The organism is Streptomyces sp. BYX5S, from assembly GCF_054724165.1.
In genome coordinates, this window is record NZ_CM138829.1 from 1,156,636 (window position 1) to 1,175,205 (window position 18,570).

14 protein-coding genes are annotated in these 18,570 nt (G+C 71.3%); 8 read left to right on the top strand and 6 right to left on the bottom strand.

The features are described from left to right. Positions 1-18: 18 nt before the first annotated feature. Both ACYBSK_RS05205 and alc read left to right on the top strand, forming a co-directional pair. Positions 19-939, top strand: coding sequence for a LysR family transcriptional regulator (locus ACYBSK_RS05205; protein WP_460245318.1), 921 nt, complete (start codon positions 19-21; stop codon positions 937-939). A 59-nt stretch (positions 940-998) separates the two neighbouring features. Beyond that, positions 999-2,129, top strand: coding sequence for an allantoicase (gene alc / locus ACYBSK_RS05210; RefSeq protein ID WP_460245319.1), 1,131 nt, complete (start codon positions 999-1,001; stop codon positions 2,127-2,129). Positions 2,130-2,150: 21 nt separating this feature from the next. Here alc and ACYBSK_RS05215 read toward each other — a convergent pair whose 3' ends face one another. Beyond that, on the bottom strand, positions 2,151-2,378 hold the full coding sequence (locus tag ACYBSK_RS05215) for a DUF6332 family protein (RefSeq protein WP_457475653.1): 228 nt from the start codon (positions 2,376-2,378) through the stop codon (positions 2,151-2,153). A 178-nt stretch (positions 2,379-2,556) separates the two neighbouring features. After that, positions 2,557-5,133 (bottom strand): aminopeptidase N, encoded by a 2,577-nt coding sequence (gene pepN / locus ACYBSK_RS05220; RefSeq protein ID WP_460245320.1) that lies wholly within the window; start codon positions 5,131-5,133, stop codon positions 2,557-2,559. A 116-nt stretch (positions 5,134-5,249) separates the two neighbouring features. On the opposite strand from pepN (ACYBSK_RS05220), the gene ACYBSK_RS05225 reads away from it, so the two are divergent. Beyond that, on the top strand, positions 5,250-5,480 hold the full coding sequence (locus tag ACYBSK_RS05225) for a ribbon-helix-helix domain-containing protein (protein ID WP_457481662.1): 231 nt from the start codon (positions 5,250-5,252) through the stop codon (positions 5,478-5,480). After that, complete coding sequence (locus tag ACYBSK_RS05230; RefSeq protein ID WP_460245321.1) at positions 5,467-5,814, top strand: type II toxin-antitoxin system PemK/MazF family toxin; 348 nt, start codon at positions 5,467-5,469, stop codon at positions 5,812-5,814. Before ACYBSK_RS05225 ends, ACYBSK_RS05230 begins: the two co-directional genes overlap by 14 nt. Positions 5,815-5,877: 63 nt before the next feature. Here the strand turns inward: ACYBSK_RS05230 and ACYBSK_RS05235 are convergent, their stop codons facing one another. Continuing rightward, positions 5,878-6,903, bottom strand: a complete 1,026-nt coding sequence (locus tag ACYBSK_RS05235; protein ID WP_460245322.1) for an aspartate-semialdehyde dehydrogenase — start codon at positions 6,901-6,903, stop codon at positions 5,878-5,880. A gap of 185 nt (positions 6,904-7,088) precedes the next feature. On the opposite strand from ACYBSK_RS05235, the gene ACYBSK_RS05240 reads away from it, so the two are divergent. Both ACYBSK_RS05240 and ACYBSK_RS05245 read left to right on the top strand, forming a co-directional pair. Beyond that, complete coding sequence (locus ACYBSK_RS05240) at positions 7,089-7,604, top strand: sigma-70 family RNA polymerase sigma factor (protein ID WP_460245323.1); 516 nt, start codon at positions 7,089-7,091, stop codon at positions 7,602-7,604. A 1-nt stretch (position 7,605) separates the two neighbouring features. Continuing rightward, a complete protein-coding gene (locus ACYBSK_RS05245; RefSeq protein WP_460245324.1) occupies positions 7,606-8,343 on the top strand; it encodes a hypothetical protein in 738 nt (245 codons plus the stop codon). 79 nt (positions 8,344-8,422) lie between these two features. Here the strand turns inward: ACYBSK_RS05245 and ACYBSK_RS05250 are convergent, their stop codons facing one another. Further along, positions 8,423-11,740: a S8 family serine peptidase gene (locus ACYBSK_RS05250; protein WP_460245325.1), complete on the bottom strand. Its 3,318-nt coding sequence runs from the start codon at positions 11,738-11,740 to the stop codon at positions 8,423-8,425. 213 nt (positions 11,741-11,953) lie between these two features. On the opposite strand from ACYBSK_RS05250, the gene ACYBSK_RS05255 reads away from it, so the two are divergent. Both ACYBSK_RS05255 and ACYBSK_RS05260 read left to right on the top strand, forming a co-directional pair. After that, the gene (locus ACYBSK_RS05255; RefSeq protein WP_460245326.1) at positions 11,954-12,403 is read left to right on the top strand and encodes an NUDIX hydrolase; all 450 of its coding nucleotides are present in this window, start codon (positions 11,954-11,956) and stop codon (positions 12,401-12,403) included. A 333-nt stretch (positions 12,404-12,736) separates the two neighbouring features. Next, positions 12,737-14,497: a TIGR03767 family metallophosphoesterase gene (locus tag ACYBSK_RS05260; protein ID WP_460245327.1), complete on the top strand. Its 1,761-nt coding sequence runs from the start codon at positions 12,737-12,739 to the stop codon at positions 14,495-14,497. 34 nt (positions 14,498-14,531) lie between these two features. Here the strand turns inward: ACYBSK_RS05260 and ACYBSK_RS05265 are convergent, their stop codons facing one another. Both ACYBSK_RS05265 and pepN (ACYBSK_RS05270) read right to left on the bottom strand, forming a co-directional pair. Further along, positions 14,532-15,599 carry a hypothetical protein gene (locus ACYBSK_RS05265; protein WP_460245328.1) on the bottom strand — a complete coding sequence of 356 codons (1,068 nt, stop codon included), beginning with the start codon at positions 15,597-15,599 and terminating at the stop codon, positions 14,532-14,534. A 303-nt stretch (positions 15,600-15,902) separates the two neighbouring features. Beyond that, positions 15,903-18,485, bottom strand: coding sequence for an aminopeptidase N (gene pepN, locus ACYBSK_RS05270; protein WP_460245329.1), 2,583 nt, complete (start codon positions 18,483-18,485; stop codon positions 15,903-15,905). Between the last annotated feature and the right edge of the window lie 85 nt (positions 18,486-18,570).

An 18,570-nucleotide genomic window follows, 5' to 3' on the forward strand; every position in this document is an offset into this window, starting at 1 on the left:
ACGGTTACGTTGTGGCGTATGAGCGGCGAGAAGCGAGTGCCGGGCCCCGACCGGTGGGACGTGAAGAAGCTGGTGATCCTGCGCACCCTGCGGGAGTGCGGCACGGTCACCGCCACCGCGCAGACCCTGTGCATGACACCGTCAGCCGTCTCGCAGCAGCTCACCAACCTCGCCAAGCAGCTCGGCGTACCCCTCCTGGAGGCGCAGGGGCGGCGGGTGCGGCTGACCGACGCCGCCCACCTCGTACTCCGGCACGCCGAGGCCGTCTTCGCCCAACTGGAGCGCGCCGACGCAGAGTTGGCGCAGTGGCAGCACGGCGAGACGGGCACCGTGCGGGTCGCCGCGTTCTCCACCGCCGTACCCGCCCTCGTCGTCCCCGCCGTACGGCACCTGCGCTCCACCCACCCCGGCATCACCGTCCGCGTCCGGGAGGCCGAGGCCGGGGAGGCGTACGAGCTGCTCGCCACCGGTGACGTCGACCTCGCCCTGTCGCTGGCCGCGCACGCGCCGACCGCCCGCGACCCCAAGTTCACCCGGGTCCCGCTCCTCGCCGACCCGCTCGACGTGGCGCTCCCGGTCGGGCATCCGCTGGCGGGCGAACCGGGGCTGCGCCTGGCCGATCTCGCCGGTGAGCCGTGGATCTTCGGCGGGTCCGGGCCCTGGTCGGAGATCACCACGAACGCGTGCGAGGCCGCCGGGTTCCTGCCCGAGCAGGCGCACAGCGCGGCCGGCTGGACCGCGATCCTCGCCATGGTCGAGGCCGGGATGGGCGTCGCGCTGGTGCCGCGGATGGCGGCGGCGCGCCGGGACGGCGTCGTGATGTGCCCGCTCGGCGCGGACCGCCCCGTGCGGCACGTGGTGGCCGCGGTGCGGAAGGGGTCGGAGGAGGGGACGGCCGTGCGCAGGGTCCTGGAGGCGCTGACCGTTCAGCAGAACTGAAAGGCCACCTCGAAAATTTTCGATGGACCTGTCGGCTGCGCGCGCCCGACAGTGGGGCCATGACCCAGACGACTCCCGCTCAGGACCAGGACCCGCACGCCAACGACGCCGCCCCCTACGGAGGCGGCGACCCGTACGCCGACTACCGCACCTTCGGTGACGCCGACGCCTTCACCGAGCTCGTCGACCTCGCCGACCGGCGCCTCGGCGCCGGGGTCATCGCCGCGAACGACGAGTTCTTCGCGATGCGCGAGAACCTGCTGCTGCGCGAGCGGGCCGTCTTCGACCCGGAGCACTTCGGGCACAAGGGCAAGGTCATGGACGGCTGGGAGACCCGCAGGCGGCGGGGGACCGCGGACTCCCCGTTCCCCGCGCCGGAGGATCACGACTGGGCCATCGTGCGGCTCGGCGCGCCCGGCGTGATCCGCGGCGTGATCGTCGACACCGCGCACTTCCGCGGCAACTACCCGCAGAAGGTGAGCCTCCAGGCCACGAACGTCCCCGGCTCCCCGAGCCCGGAGGAGCTGCTCTCCGACGACGTGAAGTGGGAGGAGATCGTCCCGAAGAGCCAGGTCAAGGGCCACGCCGCGAACGCCTTCACCATCACGTCGGAGCGCCGCTACACGCACGTCCGCGTCTGCCAGCACCCCGACGGCGGCATAGCCCGCCTCCGCGTCCACGGCGAGGTCGTCCCCGATCCCGAGTGGCTCGACCTGCTCGGCACGTTCGACCTGATCTCGGTGCTCAACGGCGGCACCTACGAGGACGCGTCCGACAAGTTCTACTCGTCGCCGACGCAGATCATCCTGCCGGGCACGTCCCGCAAGATGGACGACGGCTGGGAGAACCGCCGCCGCCGCGTCCACGGCACCAACGACTGGGTCCGCTTCCGCCTCGCGGCGCAGGGCACCATCCGCGCCGTCGAGATCGACACGGCGTACCTGAAGGGCAACTCGGCGGGCTGGATCGCGCTGAGCGGCCGTGACGGCGAGACCGGCGAGTGGTTCGAGATCATCCCGCGCACCCGGCTCCAGCCCGACACGCTGCACCGCTTCCCGCTCCCGACGGAGGCCGTCGCCACCCACGTACGCCTCGACGCGTTCCCTGACGGCGGCGTGGCCCGGATGCGGCTGCACGGCAGCCTGACGGAGCAGGGCCGCGCGGCGCTGCGCGAGCGCTTCACGCAGTAACAGCGCCCGTACGCGGGGACCTCACCGGCCCAGGCGGCGCTCCCGGTCGAACCGGCGCAGTACACGCACGATGTGTGCCAGGCCGACGAGACCGCCGAGCGCCGCCCCGTACGGCGTGAGCGGCACCTTGCAGATGGCGACGGCGACCAGCGTCACGACACCGCCGATCACCATGCCGCTCACCAACGCGTAGACGATCTCCACCGTCATCGCGTCCTTCTCCACCCGTGACTCCCGCCCGGCCCCCATGAGCCCAGTGTGACCCACCGATCCCTTTTCCGGGGGCGCCGGGAACGTGCTTTCAGGGGCGCGGGGAACTGCGCAAACCACGCACCGAACAGGCGGCCGCCGACGCGAGCCCCGCCACGCGAGAGGGGGGGCGCCGACCGCGACCACGGTCGACGCCCCCCCCACCGGAACCGGGGACCTACACCCCGTCCGCGCCCTGCGCCTTCAGCGCACGCTCGACACCCGCCCGCGCCTCGGACACCAACCGCCGCAACGCCGCACTCGGCTCCGCGGCAGCCAGCCACGCGTCCGTCGCCGCCAGCGTCTCCTGCGACACCTGGATCGACGGGTACAGCCCGATCGCGATCTGCTGCGCCATCTCGTGGGACCGCGAGTCCCACACGGACTTCAGCGCCGCGAAGTACTTCTCCGTGTACGGCGCCAGCAGCTCCCGCTGATCCGTCTGCACGAACCCGCCGATCACCGCCTCCTGCACCGCGTTCGGCAGCTTGTCCGACTCGACGACCGAGGCCCACGCCTCCGCCTTCGCCTCGGCGGTCGGCCGCGCCGCCCGCGCGGTCGCGGCGTGCCGCTCACCGGCGGCCGTCCGGTCCCGCTCGTACTCCGCGGCGATCTCCGCCTCGTCGTGCCGCCCGACCGCCGCGAGCCGCTGCACGAACGCCCAGCGCAGCTCGGTGTCGACGGCGAGCCCCTCGATCGTCTCGGAGCCCTCCAGCAGCGCGTCGAGGAGATCGAGCTGCTCCGGCGTGCGGGCACTCGCGGCGAACGCCCGCGCCCACGCCAGCTGGTGGTCGCTGCCCGCCTCCGCGGTCCGCAGGTGCGTGAGCGCCGCCTCGGTCCAGCGGTTCAGCAGCGCGTCCCGGTGGCCCGGCGCCGCGTACAGGTCGATCGCCAGCTTCACCTGCCGGTGCAGCGACTGCACCACACCGATGTCGGACTCCTTGCCGACGCCGCTGAGCACCAGGTCCAGGTAGGCGCTCGTCGACAGCTCCGCGTCGCGCGTCATGTCCCAGGCCGACGCCCAGCACAGCGCCCGCGGCAGCGAGGCCTCGAAGTCGCCGAGGTGCTGCGTGACGAAGGCCAGGGACTCCTCGTCGAGGCGGACCTTCGCGTACGACAGGTCGTCATCGTTGAGCAGGATCACCGCGGGGCGGCGCTTGCCGACGAGCTGCGGCACCTGCGTCGACTCCGTCGCCGTCACGTCGAGTTCGACGCGCTCGCCGCGCAGCAGCTTCCCGCTGTCGTCGTCGAGGTCGTAGAAGCCGATCGCGATGCGGTGCGGGCGCAGCGTCGCCTCGCCCTTGGCACCCTCGGGCAGGGCCGGGGCCTCCTGGCGGACGGTGAAGGAGGTGATGACGCCGTCGGCGTCCGTCTCGATCTCCGGGCGCAGGACGTTGATGCCGGCCGTCTCCAGCCACGCCTTCGACCAGGACTTCAGGTCGCGCCCGCTGGTCTCCTCCAGGGCGCCGAGGAGGTCGGAGAGGCGCGTGTTGCCGAACGCGTGGCGCTTGAAGTACGCCTGCACGCCCTGGAAGAACTCGTCCATGCCGACGTACGCGACGAGCTGCTTCAGGACACTCGCGCCCTTCGCGTACGTGATGCCGTCGAAGTTGACGAGCACGTCGTCGAGATCGCTGATGTCCGCCATGATCGGGTGCGTGGACGGCAGCTGGTCCTGCCGGTACGCCCACGTCTTCATCTGGTTGGCGAACGTCGTCCACGAGTGCGGCCACTTCGAGCCCGGCGCGTACGCCTGGCAGGCGGCCTCGGCGAACGTCGCGAACGACTCGTTCAGCCACAGGTCGTTCCACCACTCCATGGTGACCAGGTCGCCGAACCACATGTGGGCCAGCTCGTGCAGGATCGTCGCCGCCCGCACCTCGTACGCGGCGTCCGTCACCTTCGACCGGAACACGTACTGGTCGCGGATGGTGACCGCGCCCGCGTTCTCCATGGCCCCGGCATTGAACTCGGGCACGAACAGCTGGTCGTACTTGGCGAACGGGTACGCGTAGTCGAACTTCTCCTGGAACCAGTCGAAGCCCTGCCGCGTCACCTCGAAGATCGCGTCCGAGTCGAGGTACTCGGCGAGCGAGGGCCGGCAGTAGATCCCGAGCGGCACGCTCTGCCCGGTCTCGGCGTTCTCGTACGAGGAGTGCACCGAGTGGTACGGGCCGACGATCAGCGCCGTGATGTACGTCGAGATGCGCGGCGTCGGCTCGAACGCCCAGACGTCGTCCTTCGGCTCCGGCGTCGGCGAGTTCGAGATCACGGTCCAGCCGCTGGGCGCCTTCACCGTGAACTGGAAGGTGCCCTTGAGGTCGGGCTGCTCGAAGCTCGCGAACACGCGCCGCGCGTCCGGGACCTCGAACTGCGTGTAGAGATAGGCCTGCTGGTCGACCGGATCGACGAACCGGTGCAGCCCCTCACCCGTGTTCGTGTACGCGCAGTCGGCGACGACCTTCAGCTCGTTCGGCCCCGCCTCCAGGTGCTTCAGCGCGATCCGCGAGTCCCGGAACACGGCGGCGACGTCCAGCGACCGGCCGTTGAGCACGGCCTCGTGCACGGCGTCGGCGACGAGATCGATGAACGTCCCGGCGCCCGCCTCCGCGCTGTCGAAGCGCACGGTGGTCACCGACCGGAACGTGCCGCCCTCCTGCGCGCCGGAGAGGTCGAGATCGATCTCGTACGAGTCAACGGTGAGCAGCTTCGCCCGCTGCTGCGCCTCTTCACGGGTCAGATTGGTGCCAGGCACGCGGTCATCTCCATCGATTGATGCGGTCTACGTATGTGACGTTTCCGGTCATCCTTCCACGCGACCGCATCTTCCGGGGTAGGCATTCTATTCCTACTACGGGTAGCATGAAGGGTATGAAGATTAGTGTGAGCCTTCCGCAGGAGGACGTGGCCTTCGTCGACGAGTACGTGAGCAGAACCGAAGCCGCTTCGCGGTCTGCCGTGATACACGACGCGATCGAGCTCCTGCGCGGTGCGCGACTCGAGGCCGAGTACGCGGAGGCCTTCGCGGAGTGGGACGAGAGCGAGGACGCCGCTCTCTGGGACCGGACGTCAGGGGACGGGATCGCTGATGAGGCGCGGTGACATCTACCTGATCGACCTGGAGCCGTCGCGCGGCAGTGAGGCGAACAAGGTCAGGCCAGCTGTGATCGTGTCGCACGACGCCGCGAACCGAGCCGTCGAGCAGGCCGGGCGCGGCGTGGTCACCGTGGTGCCACTGACGTCGAACGTCTCTCGTGTCCTTGGCTTCCAAGTCTTCCTGAGCGCCGACGAGTGCCATCTGCCCAAGGACTCCAAAGCGCAGTGCGAGCAGGTCCGAGCAGTTGCGCCGGGCCGGATGGGCCGGTGCGTCGGCATGGTGCCGCGGCAGCGGATGGCTGACATCGACGCCGCGCTGCGCCGCCACCTCGCCCTGTGACCCATGCCGTAGGGGGCGGCCACCGGAACCCGGTGACCGCCCCCTTGGGCTGCGTACAGCGGCCTACTTGGCCGACAGCTCCTTCGCGACCAGCTCCGCGATCTGCACCGCGTTCAGCGCGGCGCCCTTGCGGAGGTTGTCGTTGGAGACGAAGAGGGCGAGGCCCTGGCCGCCCTCGACCGTCTCGTCGCTACGGATGCGGCCCACGTACGACGCGTCCTTGCCGGCCGCCTGGAGCGGGGTCGGGATGTCGGAGAGCTCGACGCCCTCCGCCTGCGCCAGCAGCTCCGTGGCGCGCTCCGGGCTGATCGGACGGGCGAAGCGGGCGTTGACCTGGAGGGAGTGGCCGGAGAAGACCGGGACGCGCACGCACGTGCCGGAGACCTTGAGGCCCGGGATCTCCAGGATCTTGCGGGACTCGTTGCGGAGCTTCTGCTCCTCGTCCGTCTCGTTCAGGCCGTCGTCGACGATCGAGCCCGCCATCGGCAGGACGTTGAACGCGATGGGGCGCTTGTAGACGCCCGGCTCAGGGAAGTCGACCGCCTCGCCGTCGTGCGTCAGCTTGTCGGCCTCCGCGACGACCTTCTGCGCCTGGCCGTGCAGCTCGGCCACGCCCGCGAGACCGGAACCGGACACCGCCTGGTACGTGGCGACGGTCAGGGCCTCCAGGCCCGCCTCGTCGTGCAGCGGACGCAGCACCGGCATCGCGGCCATCGTCGTGCAGTTCGGGTTCGCGATGATGCCCTTGGGGCGGTTCGCGATCGCGTGCGGGTTCACCTCGGAGACGACCAGCGGCACCTCGGGGTCACGGCGCCAGGCCGAGGAGTTGTCGATCACGACGGGGCCCTGGGCTGCGACCTTCTCGGCGAGGGCCTTGGACGTGGCGCCACCGGCGGAGAACAGCACGATGTCGAGCCCGCTGTAGTCGGCCGTGGAGGCGTCCTCGACCGTCACGCCGTCCAGCACCGTGCCCGCGCTGCGCGCCGACGCGAACAGACGCAGCTCGTCGACCGGGAAGTTCCGCTCGACGAGGATCTTGCGCATGACCGTGCCGACCTGACCGGTGGCTCCGACGATTCCGACCTTCACAGGGTCCTCCGTGATTCTCGTGCAAGCGGCCATCCGGCCTGGCGGGTGTGTCCATGATGCGTCTCTCCAGGTCCCGCTTGTCCAATCCATTGTCCGTGAGCTGGGACGGTATGGCGCCCGCCACATTCCCCGAACGTTTTCGGCGGCTCCGGCGTCCTAGGGCGTACGCGGGGAGGGGAGGCGCAGTGCTGCGCGGAAAACCGAGGGGTCGGCGGGACGACCCCCTGGACGCGGCGGTAGAGGACCGGGTGCGCGCCGTGCTGTCGCTGGGCGGGGTGCCGTACGGGGACCTGCCCGACGGGGTGCAGCAGGTGCGGCTGAGGCTTCTGGAGCGGACCGCGAAGGGCCAGGAGGCGCCCCGCGACGTGTCCGCCTGGGCGGCGGTCGTCGCCTCCAACCTCGCCATGGACTGGCACCGCGCGCGGCGCCGCCAGGAACGCCTCGGCGAGCGGCTCGCGGCGCTGCGCCAGGAGGACGCGCGGGACGCCGCCGACACTCGCGTGCTGTCGATGGCCGTGGCCGAGGGCCTCGACCAGCTCCCCGACGAGCAGCGGCAGGTGGTGGTGCTGCGCTTCTACGCGGACCTGCCGGTGCGGGACATCGCGGCGGAACTGGGTGTGCCCGAGGGCACCGTCAAGAGCCGCCTGCACACGGCGGTGCGGATGCTGCGGGTGCGGCTGCGCGAAGGGGAGGTGGTGTGACGTGGAGTCGGAGGACCGGCTGCTGATGCTGGCGGTGACGGGGGAGCCGCTGCCGGACGACGATCCCGACGCGGCGGCGGTCGCGGCGGATGTCGCGCTGCTGAGGGAACAGGTACGGGGTCTCGGCGAGGCGCTGGCGTCCCGCCCGGAACGGGACCGCGAACCGGCACCGGCACCGGCACCGGTACCGACACCGGCACCGGCACGCGCACCCGGCCGCCGCCCCCTGCGCATCGCGTTCGGCGGCCTCGTCGTGGCCTGCGCCGCGTCGCTCCTCGGCGGGCTGGCGTGGCTCGGAATGAACGCGCCGGGCGGGGGCGACGACGCGGGTTCGGCGAGCGACAAGGCGGCGGCCCAGGACGGCGACGCCAAGTCCGTCTCCCCGTACGTGACGTACATCGCGTGCTCGCGGGTGCTGGTGGAGGGCCGGGTGACCAGCATCACCCCGCTCGACGACGGAGACGTACGGGTCGTGCTCGACGTCGAGCGCTCCTACCGCCCCGAACGGCCGGCGCGCACGACGACGCTGACGCTCGACGGCGCGGCCGCGCGCGACCTGCGGCCGGGAACGTACACGCTGATCCGCATCCCCCTGTCCCCGCACACCCGCGACACCTGGAAAACGGGCCCCTCCGTCTCCGAAACCCGCACCCACATCCACCGCTGGCTCCCCACGGCCAACACCCTCCCGTGCCCCACATCAAGCCCCTCCGCCCCCTCAAGCCCCTCCGGCGATTGAGGAGCGGGGCCGGGGGCGGGCAGCGGAAGGGGCGGCCACCCCACGGGTGACCGCCCCACCGCTCACGCGCAGCCGGAGGCTAGGACGTGACCTTCTCGATCTTCACGCTGCCGACCCCCGCGGCGACCCCCCGCTCGTTCAGCAACCGCACCTGCCCGAAGAACTCCCGCCCCTCGGGCGCGCCCGCAGCCGCGACAACCTCGGCGGAGACCTCCGCCGACGCCCCGTTCGCGAGCGACACCGACTTCGACCCGTCGACCTTCACCGTGCCCAGCGAGGGCGAGAAGAAGACGTCGACGTAGTCGTACTCCGTCGACCCCGACGGCACCGAGTACCCGTCGACCTGCACCGTGTACGTACCGGCCGCCGGCTTCGCGATGCTCACGGACTCCTCGGAGTCCCCGTCGGCCGAGGACCCGACCACGTTGCCCGCCGCGTCGTAGACCGTGAGGTCGAGGTCCGCGGCCTGGTCCGACACGTTGCCGATCGTCACGTCGAGCTTGTCCGCGCCCTCGGGCACGTCCACGGTCGACCGCTGCGACGCCCCGTCCGCGATCGTCGGCCGCGTCGACTTCGACGACCCGAGCGGGCCGCCCTCCAGCTTGCCGCCGCTGATCGCCGCGAAGTTGTTCGTGACCTTCCAGTCGACGGCGGCCGGCGTACCGACCTTCGCCTCCGGCAGCGTCACGACCGCCGGGTCGAACGCCGCACCGAACACGGCGACGTCCAGCGTGTACGGGTTGTCGAGCAGCGGCGACGTACGGCGCGACTCGACCTCGATCTCCCAGACACCCGCCTGCGGAGCGTCGTACGAACGCAGGTCGGGACGGCAGCCGTTGCCCGAACCGTCCCCGTAGTTCGGGTAGCAGTTCGGCGTCGACGTCGTGTCGACCGGGACGCCGTACGGGTGGATGGAGATGAAGCGCGTCTGGCTCTTGGCGGCCAGCCCGCTCATCCGCACCTCAAGGGAGGACGCGCCCTCCGGCACCGTCACGAAGTACGACTTCACGCTGTTGCGCTGCACCGAACCCTTCGCCTGGTACGTGTACTTGAGGGGCGCGGAGACGACGACCGTCGTCATGATCTGCTGGTCGACGCCCTCGGTCCGCGGGTCGTCGACGCGCAGGATCGCGCTGCGCAGCCCGGCGGACGACGGCTTCGCCGTGACCTTCACCGTGACCGGCTTGTTCAGCGGCAGGTAGACCGTGCCGGAGCCGGCCACGGAGAACGTGTCGCCCGAGTTGTTCTTCAGCGACACCCGGTGCGCCACCGGCTTCGACGAACCCGACGTCCGCGTGACGGTCACGTCGTACGTCTTCTTCTGGCCCGCCTTCAGGCCGCCCTCACGGTCGTAGATGCCGGTGCCGAAGCCCGGCGTCTTCAGCGCGTAGTCGATCGCCGTGTCGACGGGCGCCTTCACCGTGTACGTGTGGGCGCTCGCCTTGTCCTTGATGGACTTCCACGCGTCGACGATGTCGATGAGGCCGGTGCCCTCCGCGTACGCCTGCTCGCCCGCGATGTGGTTCGCGGTCGAGGTGAGCGCGGTGCGCAGCTTCGCCGGGGACAGCGACACCTTCTGCTGCTTGGCCGCCGAGATCAGCAGCGCGCTGGCGCCCGCCGCCTGCGGCGAGGCCATCGAGGTGCCCTGGAGCATCGAGTAACCGGCGGGCAGCGCGTAGCCGGCCTCCGGGGTCGGGCTGCCGGGCAGCCACGTCTGCGTGGTGTTGATGGCCGCGCCGGGCGCGGAGATGAGCGGCGCGAAACCGCCGTCCTCCCGCGGGCCGCGCGACGAGAACGGCATCATCGCGTACGGCTTCTCGACGACGGAGCCGTAGTTGGCGGCCCACGTCTCCTTGGAGATGGACGCGCCGACGGACAGCACCTTGTCGGCCAGGCCCGGGTCGCCGATCGTGTTGGCGCCGGGGCCCGAGTTGCCCGCCGAGATGACCAGCTGGACGCCGTACTCGTCGATGAGACGCGTGTAGAGCTCGGCGCGCGCGTTGTTGCCGTCGTTCAGCGCCGGGAGGCCGCCGATCGACATGTTGACGATGTCGACGCCGCGCTTCGTCACGAGGTCGATCATGCCCTCGGTGAGCGCGACGTTGGTGCAGCCGCCGGTCCAGGTGCAGGCCCGCGAGGAGACCAGCTTGGCGCCCGGCGCGGCACCGTTCATGTTCTTGTTGCCGAACAGGGAGTTGGCGGCGGTGATGCCCGCGACGTGCGTGCCGTGCTCGGACTCGATGACGCCGATGTTGACGAAGTCGCGCTTCTGGCCGACCCAGTCACCGCCGTACGGGTCCATGGGGACGTCCTTGCGGACCTCCACCACGAACGGCTGGCGCTCGACGACGTCGGTGGCCGGGTCGTCCTTGCCGAAGTACCCGACCTGGTAGCCGTCCTTGTACGGCTTCATCGGGGTGTCGTCGGTGAAGTCGCCGTTGTCGTTGAGGTCGACGGTCACCGTGCCCTTGGCGGCGTCGTACAGCACGCCCCACTTGTCGGTGGTGTCGCCGTCGCGGTTCGCGTCGCCCTTGGCGTCGCCGCCGGCCGTCACGGACTCGGCGAAGGTGCTGATCCCGTACGAGCCGGAAGCGGCCTTGTACGTACGGCCGTTGTACGTGAACGTCGGCCCGGTCACCTGGCTGACCATCGGCCGCCACGTCGCGTCGCCGTCGACGATCGGGTCGGTCGCGGTGACCCAGTCGACGATCTTGCGCTCGCCGGTCGTGGTCTTCTGGAGCGACGGGTGACCGAGGTCGACGCCGGAGTCGAGGATGCCGATGGTGACGCCGCGGCCGTCCGCCTTCGGGTTCTTCTTCACGAAGTCGACGGCGCCCGTCTCGAAGGACGGGTTGTACGGGTTCTTGGCGGGGGTGTCCTTGCCGGGGCCGCTGTACGAGCCGGTGGCCTTCTTGGACGCGCCCTTGGCGGTGTCCGCGGTCGGCGTCGGGTCGTCGAGCGCGATCTCCTGGCGCAGGTCGATGCCGTGCACGGAGTCGAGCTTCTCGGCCGCCTTGATCGCGGCCTCGGCGCTCTTGGTCGGCACGGTCGCCCGGACGTAGCCGAGCTTGTCGTAGGCGCGGCCCACGGAGCCGCCCTTGACGGCGTCGAGCTGGTCCGCGACCTGCTCGGTCTTCCCGGGGGCGGTCGCGACCATCATGGTCACGTTCTTCTTGCCGTCGGCCTGGGCGTCGGCGAGCAGTTCGGCGTCCTGTGCGCCGAGCTTGTCGCTCGCGGACTTCACGGCCGGGGTCGGGGCCGGGTCGTTCTCCGCCGCGAAGGCCATGGGTATCGGCCCGGCGGTCGCGGTGAGCGCGGCCACGAGTCCGGCCGCCGCCGCGAGCCGGGCCGCGCGTCTCGCGCCGGATATCGGTGCGCGCTGGGGATCGGTGGTCATCAGCATCCCTGTACGTAAATGGTGAAAGGAATCCGGATTTCGGTGCCGGATGACCGCTCAGCTTTACGCAAGTGACCACAGTTTGGGGAGAGTTGCCCGAGCCGGGTTTCGTGTGTGGCGTACTTCCGCCATGCGCCACACCGCCCAAAACGTGACGGGCCCGGCAAGCGCGTAACCCCTGCGCGGGAGCGCGGCAGCCTCTAGCGTCGGGGGATGAACAGAGAGCTCAGGGTGGCGGCCTACGCGGTGTGCGTCCAGGAGGGCCGGGTGTTGCTCGCCCGCTGGGTCGCGGGGGACGGCAGCAAACGGTGGACCCTGCCGGGTGGGGGGATGGACCACGGGGAGGATCCGTACGACACGGTGATCCGGGAGGTCGACGAGGAGACGGGGTACGTCGTCGAGCCGGTGGTGCTGCTCGGGGTGCACTCCGTGCGCAGGCGCTATCCGCGGAAGTTGGGGAAGGTGGCGGACTTCCACGGGGTGCGGGTCGTGTACGAGGGGGTGATCACGGGGGGTGTGCTGCGGCACGAGGAGAACGGGTCGACGGATCTGGCGGCGTGGCACGACCTGGACGCGGTCCAGGACCTTCCCCGCGTCGAACTCGTCGACGTGGGCCTCGACCTCTGGCGCTCCCGCCCACCGACCGGCCACGTCTCCCCGTGACCCACCGCGGGGGCACGTCAAGCCCCTCCGGCGATTGAGGAGCGGGGTCCGGGGCGGAGCCCCGGGGCGCAGATGCGAACGTCCTCTTCCCCGCAAGATGAACTCCGCGTGACCGGCGGGACGCCCCGGCCTCACCCTCGCGTGACGATGCGGCGCCCCCACGACCACCCCGAGATCCACGTCCCGTGATCGGCGCTGCGCGTTGCGTCGCCGTTCACGCGGAGGCCACCCCGGCTGCCAACGATCCAGTACGGAAGGGCGGTTCGGCCGAAACGGAACCGGACCGGCCCGGCCGTCACCGTCCGACGCGTCCGCACCCGGGGAGACCGCGCCATGCCGCGCACACGCTCTGTCACCACCGCGGGGATCCACCGCCGCGCCCTCCTGACCGCCACCGGCGCGGTGACCCTCTCCGCCGGCCTCGGATACACCCTCGGCCCCGCGACCGAGACCCGCGCCGCCGCCCACCCCGCCGCCGCCCGCCCCGCACGGGCCATGTCCCGCCAAGCCCCGGCGGCCCCCCTCGCCCCCTACACCCGCGGCACCACCCTCGCCTCCGTGGCCACCGGCCCCGCCTCCGGCCCCGGCTACCGCCGCCTCGGCGACGGCCCGGCCTGGACCCGCGTGGTCCGCACCGAACTGGCCCCCGCCCACCGCGCCCGCGAGGCCAAGCGCACCGCCCTCGCCGCGTTCGTCCAGTTCACCGACCTGCACCTGGTCGACGTACAGCACCCCCTGCGCTACGAGTACCTGAGGTCGCAGACGGCCAGCGCCTGGCGTCCGCAGGAGGCGCTCAGCGTGGCCGGCGCCGTCGCCCTCGTCGAACGCGTCAACGCCCTGCGCGGCGCGCCCGTCACCGCCTCACCCCTACACTTCGTGATGACCACGGGCGACAACACCGACAACAACGCCCGCTCCGAACTCGACTGGTTCCTCAAGGCGATGAGCGGCGGCCGCATCCGCCCCAACACCGGCGACCCCCGCCACTACGAGGGCGTCCAGAACAGCGACCTGCCCCTCTACTGGCACCCGGACGCCGCCCTGCGCGACACCGACAAACGCGACCACGGCTTCCCCCGCATCCCCGGCTTCCTCGACGCCGCGATCGGCGAACTCCGCAGCCCCGGCCTGAACCTCCCCTGGTACTCCACCGTCGGCAACCACGACTCCCTCCCCGGCGGCTGCTACGCCCCCGGGGACCCGTACTTCGCCGAGTTCGCCGTCGGCGGTCACAAGCTGATGGACCTCGACACCGCCACCGGCAAGGCGATCTGGGACACCGTGCGGCAGGGCGGCGACCCGAAGGGCACGGCGTTCAAGGACCTCCTCGTCTCGCACAAGCGGAAGATGCGCCGGGTGACCCCGGACGAGTCGCGCGCCCCCTTCACCCCGACCGAGTACGTCGCCGCCCACCTCGACCCCGGCCACACGGGCCCCGGCCCCGTCGGTCACGGCTACACCCAGGCCAACCTCGCGACCGCGACCCAGTACTACGCGTTCCGCGTCTCCGACGACGTCCTCGGCATCAGCCTCGACACCACCGACCCGGGCGGCCACTACGAGGGCTCTATCGGTACGTCCCAACTCGACTGGCTCAAGCAGCAGTTGAAGGACGCCGACCGGCGCGGCGACCACGTCCTCGTCTTCTCCCACCACACCGCCAGGACTATGCGCAACCTCCGCGAGGACCCCGGCCACCCCGGCGAACGCCGCCACGGCGGCGAGGAACTGGCCGCCCTCCTCGCCTCCCACCGCCCCGTCCTCGCCTGGGTGAACGGCCACAGCCACAAGAACGCCATCACCCCGCACTCCGGATCCGGCGGCGGCTTCTGGGAGGTCTCCACCGCCTCCCACGTCGACTTCCCGCAGCTCGCCCGCATCATCGAGGTCGCCGACAACCACGACGGCACCCTCTCCGTCTTCACCACCCTCATCGAGTCCTCGGCCCCGCACCGCACCGACTTCACCGACCTCAGCCAGACCGGCCTGGCCGCCCTCTACCGCGAACTCTCCTTCAACGCCCCCGGCTCCCGCGCGACCCTCTCCGGCACGGCGGGGGACAGGAACACGGAACTGGTCCTCCGCAAGGCCTGACCCGCCACGGCCCCCCTCGACCGCTCCGGAACCGTCACCGGGGCAGCACCACGACATACGCCGCCGGATCCCGGTCCCCGGCCGTCATCAGCGCCGTCCGTACGATCGCCGCCTGCTGCTCCGCCGACTCCCGCAGCTTCTTCGGGGTGATGTGCACGACCGTGATACCGAGCCGTTCCAGGTGCTCGCGCTTGCGGGCGTACTCGCTCCACAGCGCGTCGTCGTCCTGCCGGTGGCCTTGGCGCGGCGCCCGGGTGTCGAGCTCGACGGCGACGGAGTGGTCGGGCCAGAACGCGTCGACGCCGCCGAGGTGCGGGCCGCCGGGCAGCCGCAGATCCACGTTCCACACGGGGTCCGGCAGTCCGTGCTCGCGCACCATGGCGTACAGCCGGTCCTCGGCGATGGAGCGCCCCTCGGCGAGCAGCGCGTCCACCGCGTCCACGACGTGCGGCCGCATCAGCAGCCGTGCGAGACTCAACTCCCGCACCAACGCCGCGGGTTCACAGTGCCCGCCCTGTACGGCCTCGGTGAGCACCCGGCGAACGGTGCCGGCGTCGGTGAGCTGGGCGACCGCGTCGGCGACGGCGCGCGGCACGGGCGTCACGGGAACTCCCGTCACCTGTACGGGAGACGGCAGCCCGGCGGACCGGATCAGCCGCGCGAAGCCGGTGGAGCGCAGCCGCCGGGTGCGGGGCACGAGCACGTCGATGCGGTCGAGCGAGGTGAGCGGAGGAGCGGAGGAGAAGCCGTGCAGGGCGAGCGCGGCCAGCCCCGTGACCATCGCCTCCGCGTACGAGGGGGCGCCGGGGGCGGGCTGCGCGGGCACGCCCTCCGCCTGCCCGCCCCGCCGCTGCGGGGACCGCCCGGCGTACAGCAGCACGGCGTGCAGCCGCTCCTCGCTGGTGGGCGTGCCGGGGTGCAACAGGTACACACCGGGCAGCAGTTGCTGCCAGGCGCCGCCGGTCCTGCACTGCTCCTGCACGGCCGCGGAGCCCACACCGTGCGCCTTCAGCTGCGCGATGCTCATCAGGCGCCGCTGGTTCTGGGTGAGGTGACGCAGGGGCCGCGGGGACAACGGGGCGGGGGTGGTGTCGTGGTTCATGCCTGGGCCATTCCCGCCCCACGAACCCCCACTAACCGCTGTTACACCCCCGCATCCAAACCCGGACAACGCCGCCCTAAAGCTGCCCCCACTTCCTGCCGAAAACCCCAGGCGACGCCCGGGTTACGCCCCCAACTGCCAGAATTCGGTAACACCAACACCGTGTGCCGCATTCAGGCCCTCGCGCCGGGTGAGCCCATCAAGCCCTCGCGCCGGGTGAGCCATTCAAGCCCCTGCGGCGATTGAGCAGCGGGGTCCGGGGCAGCGCCCCGAGGCCGCAACCCCGGGGCGCCGCAACCCGACCTACCCGGCGGCGACGTCACACGCCTGCCCCCGCAGGGCCCGCGCAAGATCGTCCCGCGCCTCACCCACCAACCGCCGCAACGCCGGCGCCGCCCCCGCATGCGCAGCAAGCCACGCATCCGTCGCCTCCAACGTCTCCCGCGAGTCCTGCAACCCCGGGAACAGCCCCCGCACCACATCCATCCCGATCTGGATCGACCGCTCCTGCCACACCCGCTCGATCACCTCGAAGTACTTCGCCGCGTACCCCGCCGTGAGCCCCCGCTGCGACGGCTGCTGGAACCCCGAGATCGTCGCCTCCACCAGCGCGTTGCTGAGCGCGTCCGACTCCACGACCTGCGCCCACGCCTGCGCCTTCACCGCCTCCGAGGGCCGCGCCGCCAGGCACCGCACCTGGTGCCGCTTGCCGGAGGCGGTGTCGTCGCGCGCCAGCTCCGCCGCGAGCACCCCCTCGTCCGCCGCCCCGTACGTGGCGAGCGTCTCCAGGAACGCCCACCGCAGCTCCTGGTCGACCTCAAGGCCGTCGATCCGCGCCCCGCCGTCGGCGTCCAACAGCTCCCGCAGCAACTGAAGGTCGGCCTCGCTCGACGCCACCGACGCGAAGAACCGCGCCCACGTCAACTGGTGCTGGCTCCCCGGCTCCGCGAGCCGCAGCTCCTTCAGCGCGCCCTCGGCGAGCAGCCGCCAGCCCTCCTCGCGCCACTGCGGCGCCGCGTAGTGCACGAGCGCCGAACGCGCCCACGCGTGCAGCATCTGGAGCACCCCGATGTCGGACTCGCGCCCGGCGAACCGCAGCACCAGGTCGACGAAGTCCCGCGCCGGCATCAGCGCGTCGCGCGTGAGGTTCCACAGCGCCGTCCAGCACAGCGCCCGCGCCAGCGGATCGGAGATGTCGCCCAGCCGCTCCCGCAGCGTCTCCAGCGACCCCTCGTCGAACCGGATCTTGCAGTACGTGAGGTCGTCGTCGTTGACCAGGACCAGCTCGGGCGCCTCGGAACCGGCCAGCTCACCGACCACGGTCCGCGGCCCGGCCACGTCCACCTCGGCCCGCGCGTACCGTTCGAGGGCGCCCCCGGCCGCCCGCCGGTACAGGCCGACGGCCACCCGGTGCGGCCGTAGCTCGGGGTGCGATTCGGCGGCCTCCTGCACCACCGCCAGCTCGGTGATCCGCCCCTCGGCGTTCAGGATCACCTGCGGCGTCAGCGAGTTGACGCCCGCCGTCTGGAGCCAGGACCGCGACCACGCGGCCATGTCGCGCCCGCTGGTCTCCTCCAGCGCCGACAGCAGGTCGCCCAGCTCGGTGTTCCCGTACGCGTGCCGCTTGAAGTACCGCCGCGCGCCTTCGAGGAACGCCTCCCGCCCCACGTACGCCACCAGCTGCTTCAGCACCGACGCGCCCTTGGCGTACGTGATGCCGTCGAAGTTGAGCTTCGCGTCCTCCAGGTCCCGGATGTCGGCGGTGATCGGGTGCGTGCTCGGCAGCTGGTCGGCCCGGTAGGCCCACGACTTCCGGTTGTTGGCGAAGGTGATCCAGCCGTCCGTGAAGCGCGTCGCCTCGGCCATCGAGAACGTCCCCATGAAGTCCGCGAAGGACTCCTTCAGCCACAGGTCGTCCCACCAGCGCATGGTGACGAGGTCGCCGAACCACATGTGCGCCATCTCGTGCAGGATCACGTTCGCGCGCCGCTCGTAGGACGCCTGCGTGACCTTGCCGCGGAAGATGAACTCCTCGCGGAAGGTCACCATCCCCGGGTTCTCCATGGCGCCCAGGTTGTACTCGGGCACGAACGCCTGGTCGTACTTCCCGAAGGGGTACGGGTAGTCGAAGTGGTCGTGGAAGAAGTCGAGGCCCTGCTTGGTCACCGTGAAGATGTCATCGGCGTCGAAGTACGGAGCGAGGCCCTTGCGGCACATGGCACCGAGCGGCACGACGAGCTTCGACCCGTCGTCGAAGGACCGCTCGTACGTGTCCGTCACGTAGTGGTACGGGCCCGCGACGACCGCCGTGATGTACGTCGAGATCGGCTTGGTCTCCGCGAACTGCCAGACGCCGTCGACGAGTTCGCCCGCGCCGTTGGACCACGCCGTCCACCCCTCGGGCGCCTGCACGCTGAACCGGTACGGCGCCTTGAGGTCGGGCTGCTCGAAGTTGGCGAACACGCGGCGCGCGTCGGCGGGCTCGTACTGCGTGTAGAGGTAGACCTCGCCGTCCTCGGGGTCGACGAAGCGGTGCATGCCCTCGCCGGTGCGCGAGTAGGCGCACTGGGCGTCGACCACCAGCTCGTTGTCCTCCGCCAGGTTCTCCAGCTGGATGCGGCTGCCGTCGAACACGGCCGCCGGGTCCAGGTCCTCGCCGTTCAGCGACACGGCCGTCACCGACGGCGCGATCAGGTCGACGAACGTACTCGCCCCCGCGTCGTTCGACCGGAACCGGATCGTGGTCACGGACCGGAAGGTGCGCGGCCCCTCGCCGGTGGAGTCGCCGACCGCGGAGCGCAGGTCGAGCGCGACCTCGTACCCGTCGACGGACAGCAGACCCGCCCGCTCGCGGGCCTCGTCGCGGGACAGATTCTCACCGGGCACGGCGGCACTCCTTTGTGACGTAACTGTTCAGCCGCCTACGATCCTCGCACGCGGCTGTGACACCGGACATCGGGGAATGGACCGG